We start from the raw sequence: 11,969 nt of genomic DNA, 5'->3' as shown, positions 1-11,969 counted from the left end.
TGTCAGTGAAGATGCCTATAATGAATGTAAAACATGAATCTTAAAGGAGGAAGATGAATGTCTACATTCAGAATGGAGCATAAAAACCCGGAGGGGTTATTCCAATCCAAAGCATTCAGTCAGGCGATTACAGTAAGCGGAAAGGCAAAGACGATTTATATCGGTGGGCAAAATGCCGTTAATGCGTCAGGCGAACTCGTCGGCCCCGGTGATTTGGAAGTACAGACCAAGCAGGCGCTGCATAATATCGCAACGATTCTAGCATCTGAACATGCAAGTTTCGCCAATTTGGTTAAACTCAATATTTATTTAGTCAGCGGCAGCGATCCCCGAGTTGGCTACAAAGCTTTTCTGGAGGTAGCAGGTGAATTAGAACATCCTCCTCTGGTCACGGTTCTATTTGTTTCGGAATTTGCCCGCCCATCTGTTCTCCTTGAAATCGACGGTATTGCCGTCATTGAAGATAACGATTAAGCAGCGGATCAATCAGACTCCGGTTCCATTTCGTACTGGGTACGAAGGGGGGCCGGTTTTTTTGATTTTACTTGGGTTGCAGGATCAACAGAAGAGGGGCAGGAAAGCCCGAATGGAATCTGAAATTATCTCAACTCCATCCAAGTTTAATACACCGCACCCGATATATTGTGTGTTATAATGTACAAAAAGGATGGTATAACGCACGAATTGACCGGGCTGTGACCACACTTAGAGACGTATCGTTATTTTATTTTCCGGCTCAACAACGAACATCACAGTAAAGAATTGAGAGGATAAAAGACGTGTCAGAGAATGTTCAACATCATCAACAAGAAATCGAAGTGAAAGAAGACAGCTTGCTGCAGGGGATCAGAGACTGCATCCCCACGCTGCTGGGTTACTTAAGCATTGGATTCGCCGCAGGTGTTGTAGGCAAAACCTCCGGTTTATCCGTCCTCGAAATTATCTTGATGTCCACCCTGATTTATGCCGGCTCGGCACAATTTATTATGGCGGGCATGATTGCGGCGCATGGGTCGGCGGCAGCCATCATTCTAACGGTATTCATCGTCAATTTGCGCCACCTGCTGCTCAGCGCAGCGATGTCGCCTTATTTCCGCCACCTGTCCGCATTCAAGACGATGTTCGTCGGCGCGCTGCTTACAGACGAAACCTTCGGGGTCGCCATGAATAAGGCGATGAATCGCAGCTCACTCAGTGAAAAATGGATGCACGGCCTCAATATTACCGCATATTTGAATTGGATCATCGCCACCATTGCGGGAGCGTTTTTCGGGAAGTGGATTACCGATCCTGAGAAATACGGACTTGATTTTGCACTGACCGCCATGTTTATCGGACTGCTTGTCCTCCAGATGATCAGCAGAAAGATCATCCGGAAAGATCTCATCGTAGCCGTCTGCGCGGTTCTGATCGTGCTCGGAGCGGGCTCCTTTGTATCCGGGAGTGTGGCCGTTATTATAGCAACCATCGTGGCGGCTGCCATTGGAATGGTGGTGGAAAAATGGAAATAAGATGGCACATCCTGCTGGCGATCATGGGCGCCTCGGTCGTCACGCTTCTTCCGCGCGTTCTTCCGCTCGTGTTGCTGAGCCGTATGCAGTTGCCTGAGTGGACCATGCGCTGGCTCAATTACGTACCTGTTGCCGTTATGGCGGCATTAATCGCGCAGGAGCTGTTCACGACAGACGGAAAGGTCCATATTTTACAGCATTACGTTGAAATTTTGGCTGCCATCCCTACCTTTGCGACGGCGATCCTGACGCGAAGCTTATTAGGAACGGTAGTGGTGGGCATTCTTTCCTTAATGGTACTCCGGTTTGTGCTGTAATCGGATGACGGGGAACGGAACTGCTCAAAGAATAAGACTGTCGGTGATTTTCATTTACCGGCAGTCTTTTTCATGGTCATTTGGCGTATATCCGGAAAGAACTCCAAATCGGACAACAGAACACGAATTATTATTATGGTGATTTTCTGGAACACAATCTACAATGAAGGCGCAAGTCTCGGATTGCAATAAAACAACCTCCGACATCCATCAGCTGGTATACAGCCGGCGGATGTTTCTTTATCTTTTCTAAATATTCTTGCGGCGATAGAATGAATGTTGAGATCCTTACCATCATTGTCCATGGCGGACAAGCTGAAAAACGGGGGTGCCCATGTCGTTGATCAAACGTCCCAAACTGAGCATTTATTTGAGGCTGGTGCTTACTTTTCTGTTTATCGTGGCTCCTCTCTATGCAGTCAGCGCCCAGATGAACCGTGTCGGGCAGAACTCCGTCAAGGAGGAAATCTCCAGCTCCATGCTGGCTAAAGTACATTTTTACTTGGCTTCGCTGGACCAGGACTTCAGTAAAACGATCAAGCTCGGCAGAGAGTATATTACGGACGATGATATCGGTAAGCTCAGCGTGGCTGCCTCGATCATGCCGGATTACGAGCGCACGAAGGCGATGCTGCGCCTGCAGAAGCAGATGCTGCTCCTGAAGGCATCCAGCAGTTACATCACCAATGCAAGCATTCATATTTCGATGCTGGATCGGACCATCTCATCCAACAGTGGTGTGGATATCATCCCCAAGGATGAATTCAACGTGCTGAGCACATCGGAACAACGCGGGTATTCGCCGTTTATCGCCTGGAAAAACCGCTTGTTTATCAGTATGCCTTACCCCGAAAACATTCTGTCCGAAGAAGAACCCTCTTATCTCGTCGATATAGAAATTGATCAAAAGGAGATCGTCAAGGCGCTGGGTGACATGATTGAAAACGCTCAAGGCGGCGCCCTGCTGATCGACGACCGCAACCAATGGAGCCTCTCGAGCCTGCATCGTCCTGAGACGGAAACGGGCTTGCGTGATTGGGTTACGGGTAAAATCAGCTCCGGGTCCAAGAAAGGGGTGGAGTCGATTGAAATCGGATCGAAAGTCTATTTTATCAGTTATGAGCACTCCTCGACCATGAATGCTGTCCTTTTGACCTACTTGCCTCAGGACAGCGTACTGGGACCTTTGAATACCTACCGGTTCTGGTTTCGCCTTTTTTCCATCATTTCGATTTTTATCATTGCCTATTTTTCATACATCATTTATCGATTGATACATCAGCCATTGCGGACATTGGTGAAGGCGTTTCGTTCGGTCGAACACGGGAATTTCAACCATGTAGTTTCCTACCGTTTCAAGGATGAATTTTCATACCTTTACATTCAATTCAATGCGATGCTGGAACATATCCGCGTGTTGATTCACGAAGTGTACGAGCAGAAATACCGGGCAAAGGTGTCGGAGTTCCGGCAGCTGCAGTCGCAGATTAACCCCCACTTTTTATACAACAGTTTCTTTACGCTCTCACGCATTGCCAAAAACGAGGATTACGAAGGTGTGACTACGTTCGCTCAATACTTGGGGCAATACTTCCAATTCGTCACGCGCGACGGCGACGGGGAAGTGACGCTCGAGGCGGAATGGATGTTTGTCAAGACGTATGTCGATATTCAATCGTTCCGGTTTTCGAACCGTATTTCCGTACAGCTGGGTGAGCTGCCGTCTGCTTACAAGAAGCGGGAAGTTCCAAGACTGATTCTTCAACCGATCGTCGAAAATGTGTATAACCATGGGCTAGTGAACAAAAAGAAGGACGGCATGATCGAAATCACCTTTGAAGACGCCGCCAATTGCATTGTGATCGCTGTGGAAGATAATGGGGACGAATTGACGGATGAACGTTTAAGAGAGCTGCAGTCCAAGCTTGGGTCGGAACAACCCCCGCTTGAGACGACAGGACTGGTCAATGTCCATCGAAGAATTCAAATCAAATTCGGTGATCGCTTTGGTCTCCGGATGTCAAGAGGCAAGCTGGGCGGGTTAAGGGTCGAAATGACAATTCCTTCGGAGGGTGAGGACAGAATATGAATCGTTTGCTGATCGTTGATGACGAACCCATTATCGTTGACGGAATCTATCGTCTTCTGCAGGAGGAAGAAGAACTGCAATTGGATCTGCACCGCGCTTATGGCGGAGATGAAGCCTTGGAGAAGCTGAATGCGATCCGGTTTGACATCGTGCTGTCGGATATATGGATGCCCGGGATGACCGGCCTTGAGCTGCAGGAGCATATCAACGAGAGATGGCCGGCCTGTAAAATCATCTTTTTGACCGGGCACCCGGATTTCAATTACGCGCAGACGGCCATTCGCAATCAGTGTATGGATTACATTCTCAAGACCGAAAGCGACGAAACGCTGCTGCGCAGCGTCAGAAAGGCGATCGAGCTGCTGCAAACCGAACGAATGAATGCCGGATTTCTCGATAAAGCTTCGGAGCAGTTTCAGCTAGCCGTACCGGCGCTGCAGAGAGAAATTCTTCAAGGATTTTGCGAAGGAACCCAGCCGCTGAAATCGCTGAAGCCCGAGCTGCTGAAGAGTCTATCCATACCGCTTACGCTTGACGGGAAGGTCATGCTGGTGATGGGGAGGGTCGACCGCTGGCCTATTCAAATGACAAAGGCTGCGGATAAAGCGCATATGATGTTTGCCATCCATAATATTGCGAAGGAATACCTGTCTTCCTGTGCGCTTCAATCCGTCGATGTAGAGCATAACCGCTTTTTCTGGCTGATCCAGCCTAAAGTGCTGTTGGAATGGGGTTCAACTCATGCAGCAGCCCCTGAGGATGAGTGGTCCCGAACGATCAGGTTTGTTCATGGCACCCTGGAAATGATCCAGTCGACGAGCCTGGAGCTGTTGAAGATTCCTCTTTCGCTTGCGGCTGCAAAAGAAGGGGTGGAATGGAGAGAAATCCCGGCCCGATATCAGAAGCTGCGCGCAGGCCTAAGCCGCGGGCTGGGAATCGGCCAGGAGACCATCCTGATCGAAGGCCAGCAATCGGGAGATTTTTCGGTGGATGAAAGCGAAATTCAGAAGCAAACGATACGTCAATTGATTCGAAAATGGTCGGGGAACGACTACGTCTCCGAAGAGGAGAAGCAGGAAATGTATAAGCTGCTTTCCTTACTGTCCGGTATGATGGACCCGTTTTACGAGGATGTTGGTTTTTTTCTCGAAATTTACTACGCCATCGCTTCGCATCTGTTGACTCAATTGAACCGGTGGTCTGTGGATCATGCGGCGCTAGAGGAAGTAGAGATGGACCGGGTGTCTCATTATCAGCTGCACGCGACCAGAAAAGACGCATTCCATTATTTGATTCATGCGGCGCTGCGGCTGATCGAAGCGCGTGATGATGAGAAAAAGGAGTATACGAATCAAGTGGTATCCAGGTTGAACCGCTATGTGGATGAACATCTGGACTCCGACTTGTCCCTGACGACGCTCTCGGATCTTGTACATCTGAATCCCTATTATATGTCGAGATTGTACAAACAAATGACCGGCGTGAATTTGCCTGATTATATCACCGACGAACGGATCAAAAAAGCAAAAGAACTGGTCGTCGAATCCCATCTGAAGATGCATGAAATCTGCAAAAAAGTAGGGTTTGAATCCCCTGCCTATTTTACGCGGATTTTTAAAAAGAAGACGGGCAGTACGCCCCAGGAGTTCAGAGAAAAGCACCAGCCGACCAGATTTAAATAAATGATGCAGCTGGTGTTTCGCAGCAGTGCTCCAAGTCGTGCAATTCGAGCAAGTAATGTGCAATTCTTATTATGGGATGGCTAAATACGTCACTTTATAATATGGGTAAGGCCTAGAATCACCAGTCGACAGGCCGCTTGTCCAGAGCTCGGCAAGTGGTTACCCGTGGATCACGAGGGCTGAAAAGCGATAACAGAAATGGGAGGGTACTCATGAAGTCAGTCAAAGCTATGCTGGCGCTTCTCGCGGTCAGCTCGATGATTGTCGTATCGGCCTGCGGGTCTTCCACAAACGAATCTTCGGATACCAAGCCAGATGCCGGCTCGGATAAGGCTGCTTCCACAGCAGCTTCTGCAGGGCCGCTCAGCAAGTACACGTCGCCAATCGAAGTGACTACGGTGAGAACCGCGGATGCTTCGGTAAAGTTTGCCGGCAGCGATACCCTTGAGAATAACGAGTGGACCCGTGCCTATAAGGACGAACTTGGCATCAATCTGAAATTTAAATGGATCGCTACCAGCGGTGATGATGCGACCCAGAAAATGAACGTCATGATTGCATCAGGAGATCTTCCCGACATTATTCCGGTTAACGCAAATCAGCTCAAACAATTGGTAGACGCCGATATGATCGAAGATTTGTCGAGTGTTTATGAAAAGTATGCAACTCCGCTGGCCAAACAATTTATGGATGGTGCACAGCTCGATTCCGCTAAATTTGATGGTAAGCTGATGGCCATTCCGAATACGAACTCGTCCATTGATGGAGCGAACGTCCTTTGGGTACGGACCGACTGGCTCAAGAAGCTGAAGCTGCCGGAGCCGAAAACGATGGATGACGTCTATACAATCGCAGAGGCCTTTGCCAAGCAGGATCCTGATGGAAACGGAAAAAACGACACCTTCGGACTGGGGATCAACAAGGGCATTGTCGGCGGCGGTATCATGGGTCTGGGCGGCTTCTTTAACGGTTTTCACGCTTATCCCGGAGCGTGGATTAAGGATAGTTCCGGCAGCTTAGTCTATGGTTCCATCCTTCCTGAGACAAGGGAGACGCTGCTGAAGCTGCAGGAAATGTACAAAGCGGGGCTGCTGGATAAGGAGTTTGGCGTGAAGGACGGAAACAAGACGGGCGAGGATGCGGTTGCAGGAAAAATCGGGCTGTATTACGGAGCGATGTGGAACCCGATCAATCCGCTCCAGAAAGGTAAAGACCTGGATCCGCAGATGGAGTGGGAGGCCTACAAAATCGTCTCCGTTGATTCCGATCCGGCAAGGCCGCAAGTCGGAAATCCGGTATTCGCGTATTATGCAGTCAAAAAAGGCGCCAAAAATCCCGAAGCGGTCATGCAGATGGTCAACTTGTTTATCGAGAAGGGTTGGGGCGAGAAGGCGGATTTCAGCCACTTCTTCAGTTCCCCGGATGGCATCGAGCTATTTAAGCATGCGCCATTCAATGCCTGGTCTCCAACGAAAAACCTGGATGTACACCTGTCTGTCATTGAGAGCTTAAAAACCGGGGACACATCCAAGCTGAACGGAGAACAACTGACGACTTATGAGAAGATCAAGCAATTTAATAACGGTGACAACAAGCAATGGAATCAGGCGAGGGTGTTCGGCGAGTCCAGCTCATTCGCGGTCATCAACCAATATCAAAAGGAAAACCTGCCGCTCATGAACGAGTTTTTCGGAGCACCGACCAAGAGCATGGGGGACAAGAAAGCGACGCTGGATAAAATGGAACTGGAGACATTTACCAAGATTATTATGGGCGAACCGATCAGTACGTTCGATAAATTTGTCGAGGATTGGAAAAAGCTTGGTGGAACCGATATGACAAATGAGGTTAACGAGTGGGCCAAATCGGTCAAGTAAATCAGAGAAGGGCAGGCGATGAAATGACATTCAAGAAATGGAGGCATGAACTGCCGCTTCACTTTATGCTTCTGCCGGCGCTTGTCCTCCTTGCCGTGTTCAGCTATTGGCCGATGGTAGGCATCGTCATCGCTTTTCAGAAATTTTACCCGAATAAGGGCTTTTTCGGCTCGGATTGGGTCGGCTTAGACAACTTTCTCTACGTGTATCATCTTCCCGGCATCTCCCAAATCGTATTCAACACGATCTTTATTGCCGTCATGAAAATTATCGCAGGCCTTGTGGTACCGATCACGGTGGCGCTCCTTCTGAATGAGATGGCGAGAGAGAGGATCAAGCGGATGATCCAGACACTGATCTATTTGCCTCACTTTTTGTCATGGGTCATCTTGGGAGGCGTTTTGATCGATGTGTTGTCGCTGAAGGGGATTCTCAATCAGTTTCTCGGATGGTTTGGAATGGACCCGGTTTATTTTCTGGGCGACAATCACTGGTTTCCGTATGTGCTGGTTGCCACGGATACGTGGAAGGATTTTGGCTTCGGTACGATTGTATATTTGGCAGCGCTTACCGGAATTGATCAGTCGCTGTACGAAGCGGCAGAGATCGACGGTGCAAGCCGTTGGCGGCAGACACTGAACATTACGATCCCCGGTATTTTGCCGGTCGTCGTCCTGATGACGACGCTAAGTCTGGGAAATGTGCTGAATGCCGGATTCGACCAGGTGTTCAATCTGTACAGTCCGCAGGTGTATGAAAGCGGGGATATCATCGACACGTTCGTATACCGGATCGGATTGATCGATGCACAATACAGCGTGGCGACGGCCGTAGGCTTATTCAAATCCGTGGTGTCCCTTGTGCTGATCTCTTCATCATATCTGTTGGCTTACCGGTTTGCCGGTTACCGGATCTTTTGACGGAGGAGGGGACTTCATGGTTCAAAAACGGGGGATCGGCCGCACCTTGTTTGTGGCTTTCAATTACACGTTTCTTCTCGCTATCTCCGTCCTGTGCCTGCTGCCGCTTGTTCACGTGCTTTCGGTATCATTTAGCTCCAGTGCAGCGGCGATGGGCGGATTGGTCAAATTATGGCCGGTTCAATTTACGCCGAACGCTTACGAATACGTATTGAAAAAGCCTGAATTTCTAACTGCATTATGGATCACGTTGAAACGTGTCGTGCTTGGCGTTTCCATCAGCATGTTTCTCACCATTCTGACTGCATATCCGCTGGCAAAAGAGAAATCGAAATTCAAATGGAGAACGATGTACGCGTGGCTGCTCGTCCTGACGATGCTGTTCAACGGCGGCCTCATCCCCTGGTATATGACGATAAAGTCCCTGGGGATGCTCGATTCGATTTGGGCGCTCGTATTACCGGGGGCGGTTCCGGTTTTTAACGTGATCCTGCTGCTGAATTTTTACCGGGGGCTGCCCAAGGAACTGGAGGAGTCCGCCTTTATGGACGGAGCCGGCCATTGGACGACGCTTTGGCGCATTTATGCGCCGCTGTCATTGCCGGCGCTGGCGACGATCGGGCTGTTCACAATTGTCAGCCATTGGAACAGCTGGTTTGACGGTCTCATCTTGATGAATTCACCGGAAAATTACCCGCTCCAGAGCTATTTGAGAACTATCATTGTCGGCCAGGACCTCACGATGCTGACTTCAACCGATTTGTCGCTGCTTCAGGATTTATCGGAGCAAACGGTGAAAACGGCCCAGATTTTTCTAGGGGCACTGCCGATCATTCTGGTGTACCCGTTCCTGCAGCGCTTCTTTATTAAAGGGATAGTTATGGGCAGCGTGAAAGGATGACGAAACAATGACAACGAACATGCGTGTACCTGATTCATGGAGCCATCACTTCCTGGAGCCTCCGAAGTTGACGGGAACCTTATTTTGGCTGCATGGGACGGAAAGCCCTGAAGAGCTCCGGAAGACATTCGACTTGGCCGTCGGGTCGGGAATCGGAGAGCTGACGCTGGAGTCGAGACCCCATTGGGACTATCTGGGGCCGAAGTGGTGGTCGGACTTGAAGCTGATTCTGGGATGGTGCCGGGAAGCCGGGGTAAGTGCCTACCTGTTCGATGAAAAATGGTATCCGAGCGGCGTGGCCGGTAATACGATCCAGAAGCTCGACCCGGCGTTTCGGCGCTCGTCGATCCGCCTCCAATATATACGCTACCGCGGGCCGCTGAACCGGGTAAGCCTGATGCCTCCATGGACGCACCGGAGCCGGTCCGTTGTGATGAGCGTCTTTGCCTACCCGATGTCGGAGGGGGTGATCGGTTACGAGCAGGGTGTTGATTTGACCGAACGCCTGCACCGCCCCGATTCACCGCACATGCACGGGATCGTGCACGGCATCCACTGGGACGTCCCTTCGGGAGAGTGGATCGTCTGCTTTGTCATCGAAGATAAGGCCGATAACTACATCGATCCCCTTCACCCGGGAGCCGTGCAAGCTTTCATTGACCGTGTGTATGAATCGTCGAAAAGAGAAGTCGGGGCGTATTTCGGCAATCCGGTCCGAGGTTTTTTCTTTGACGAACCGGCTTATTTCAATCATGAACAGGAAATACCTTGGGGCTATGAGCTGCGTCGACGGTTTATTGAAGCGAAAGGATACGATCCGATACGATTTTTGCCGGCATTATGGTTGAAAGGGGAGAGCAAGGGCAGCGAATATTTCATTTACGATTACTATGATTTTCTGAATAAAGCATACGCGGATACGTACTGCCGACTGATTCACGAATGGTGCCGCAATCATGGGCTGAAATATATCGGGCATTGGTACGAACACGAAGCGAGCCCGAATCATGGGGAAAGGTACATGTTCCATGAGCGGACCACGGAGGGACCGGGCGACTTTTTTGAAGTTTCCCGGTTTGCAGATGAAGGCGGGATTGACGTCGTTTGCAACCAGATTATTCCGGGCCACCGGAATAGGGATTACTGGGGGCTGCCTAAGCTGGCCAGCTCCGCCGCCCATATCTATGGACTGAAAGACGATTTGGCCATGTCGGAGACATTTGGGGCCTACGGCTGGCATCTGGGCCTCAGAATGATGAAGTGGCTGACCGATTGGCAGGCCGTGCGGGGGATCAATCATTTTATACTGCATGCTTTTAACCCGAAATGGCCCGATCTGGATTGCCCGCCTTATTTCTATGACGGGGGGCTAAATCCGCAGTGGCCTTATTTTCCGGCCTATATCCAGTATGTGAACCGGCTCTCTTATTTTTTTCGCGAAGGCAAGCATGTCGCATCGCTGCTGCTTCTATATCCAGGGGCTCTCGGCCATGCCGGCGAATCGACCCCGATCGAGGATGTCCAGCAGGTGCTCCAGGAGAATCAATACGACTACGATCTCGTACCACAGGATGAGCTGCTGCTGTCCCGAATCGCCGGAGGCCGGCTGGAGATACGTAGCGAGAGCTACGCAGCGGTCGTTGTTCCCGGGACGGAGGTCGTAACGGAAATGCTGCTTCATAAGCTTCATGAGGTGGTTCAGTCGGGCGTTCCCGTGGTGTTTGTAAATCGTCAACCGATTGGGGTGTTGAAACGTAAGCAGGAAGCAATGCCGCTGTCACCGTTTCTGTCAGGGCCGGGCATGCATCTGGCAGGCGACCCGTCCGATTTGCCGGAATTGCTTCGCCACAGCGGTATATCCGCGCAGCTCTCTTTTGAAGGAAGCGGCCGGGAGAACCTGCGCATCCTTCACCGGATAAGGGAGGACCAATCTCTATGGATGGTCAGCAATGAAGATGTAGAAACCGTTGTTGACGGATGGATCCGCCTGCCAGGGATACCGGATGTAAACGCCCTGCATGCCTGGGAGCCATTGACTGGCGAACGATGGCATCTGCGGTCACGGATTTCACCAGACACAGCTAATGAGCGGGAATTTCACCTGCGGATTCCGCCTTACCGTTCGCTGATTCTGATTCCGTCTGTTCTCGACGTCCAGGAAGAAGTGCAGGGTCCCGTTCCGGCGGCCTATACCCGCAGCCGGCAGCAACACGGCGTCATCGATATAGACAGCGGGCAGATTCACTTTAACTGGCAGGGAGAAGCGAGGAGCGGGTTACCGCCGTGGCTCCGCTTGGATCCTTCTTATTCCGGTACACTTGCATATACCTGGACCATGGATATAGCGCCGTCCGAGCTGGAGGCTTTGAACCGGGTTATTCTGGATCTCGGTCAGGTGGAGGAAATTGCGGAGGTGGAGGTGAACGGCACATCAGCCGGATTCAGCTTTGTTCCGCCATATCGCTTTGATGTGATGCCATGGCTGGCCCCCGGCTTGAATCGGTTTAAGGTATGTGTAACCAATGTCGTATCGAACCGCATGAGCAAGGCGGAAGTACTCGAGGACGCGGGCCCGGATTGGAAAGAGCGCCGTGAACAGTTCTCGGTCCCGGAGGATGGCGGGCTTCTCGGGCCGGTTCGGCTGGAATTCCATCATATCGATTGGAAGTGAA

Annotated in this window: 9 protein-coding genes; all 9 read left to right on the top strand. The window is 50.7% G+C overall.

Features of this window, described 5'->3' with window-relative positions:
* The first annotated feature begins 57 nt into the window (after positions 1–57).
* On the top strand, positions 58–474 hold the full coding sequence (locus tag KI379_RS15355) for a RidA family protein (protein WP_089547709.1): 417 nt from the start codon (positions 58–60) through the stop codon (positions 472–474).
* A 305-nt stretch (positions 475–779) separates the two neighbouring features.
* Positions 780–1,511 (top strand): AzlC family ABC transporter permease, encoded by a 732-nt coding sequence (locus tag KI379_RS15350; protein WP_212984101.1) that lies wholly within the window; start codon positions 780–782, stop codon positions 1,509–1,511.
* Positions 1,502–1,828 (top strand): AzlD domain-containing protein, encoded by a 327-nt coding sequence (locus KI379_RS15345; RefSeq protein ID WP_076164501.1) that lies wholly within the window; start codon positions 1,502–1,504, stop codon positions 1,826–1,828. The genes KI379_RS15350 and KI379_RS15345 overlap by 10 nt, the downstream gene beginning before the upstream one ends.
* 334 nt (positions 1,829–2,162) lie before the next feature.
* Positions 2,163–3,917 carry a sensor histidine kinase gene (locus KI379_RS15340; protein WP_212984100.1) on the top strand — a complete coding sequence of 585 codons (1,755 nt, stop codon included), beginning with the start codon at positions 2,163–2,165 and terminating at the stop codon, positions 3,915–3,917.
* Positions 3,914–5,599, top strand: a complete 1,686-nt coding sequence (locus KI379_RS15335; RefSeq protein WP_212984099.1) for a response regulator — start codon at positions 3,914–3,916, stop codon at positions 5,597–5,599. The genes KI379_RS15340 and KI379_RS15335 overlap by 4 nt, the downstream gene beginning before the upstream one ends.
* Before the next feature lie 212 nt (positions 5,600–5,811).
* On the top strand, positions 5,812–7,476 hold the full coding sequence (locus tag KI379_RS15330; RefSeq protein ID WP_076164508.1) for an extracellular solute-binding protein: 1,665 nt from the start codon (positions 5,812–5,814) through the stop codon (positions 7,474–7,476).
* Positions 7,477–7,499: 23 nt separating this feature from the next.
* Positions 7,500–8,396, top strand: coding sequence for an ABC transporter permease (locus KI379_RS15325; protein WP_076164511.1), 897 nt, complete (start codon positions 7,500–7,502; stop codon positions 8,394–8,396).
* 16 nt (positions 8,397–8,412) lie between these two features.
* Positions 8,413–9,297: a carbohydrate ABC transporter permease gene (locus KI379_RS15320; RefSeq protein WP_076164514.1), complete on the top strand. Its 885-nt coding sequence runs from the start codon at positions 8,413–8,415 to the stop codon at positions 9,295–9,297.
* Between the two features lie 7 nt (positions 9,298–9,304).
* Complete coding sequence (locus tag KI379_RS15315) at positions 9,305–11,968, top strand: glycosyl hydrolase (protein ID WP_212984098.1); 2,664 nt, start codon at positions 9,305–9,307, stop codon at positions 11,966–11,968.
* The last annotated feature ends 1 nt before the right edge of the window (position 11,969 follow it).

Origin of the sequence: Paenibacillus cineris (assembly GCF_018333335.1) — a bacterium.
Classification (GTDB): Bacteria; Bacillota; Bacilli; order Paenibacillales; family Paenibacillaceae; genus Paenibacillus_AQ; species Paenibacillus_AQ favisporus.
The sequence above is the reverse complement of the archived record's forward strand: the minus strand, read 5'-3'. Positions and strand labels throughout refer to the sequence as shown.